General features: G+C 54.4%; 1 protein-coding gene. It reads right to left on the bottom strand.

The features are described 5' to 3' along the window. Window positions 1-333, bottom strand: a 333-nt coding sequence (locus Q4563_RS17895; protein WP_303605459.1) for a hypothetical protein, incomplete at both ends; no start/stop codon positions are given.

The raw sequence follows: 333 nt of genomic DNA, 5'->3' as shown, positions 1-333 counted from the left end.
GTGCAGCACGAAAAATGTCCCCTTTCGTTCGCGCCGATTGATGACGGTGGGCGTGGGAGGATCATACCATTTTACCGACGATCGGCGCTTCTCTCTGGCGCTCAGTGCGGCACTGAATTTTTCCCGCGTCATCAACCGTTCATTCCCCTCCCGGCACCACTTCACATAGACCCTATAGAGGTCATCAGACAAACACGTATGGTATGGGGCATCCAGATTACCCGCCGCCCACTCACGATAAAACGACTCCCAGGACGGCAAACCAAAATCGATCAACCGCTGCTTCTCTGGTGTCATCGGCGCTTCCGAGTACTGATCAAAATCAGCCAGGTC

The sequence above is a fragment of the Gilvimarinus sp. 1_MG-2023 genome (genome assembly GCF_030548285.1).
The sequence above is the reverse complement of the archived record's forward strand: the minus strand, read 5'-3'. Positions and strand labels throughout refer to the sequence as shown.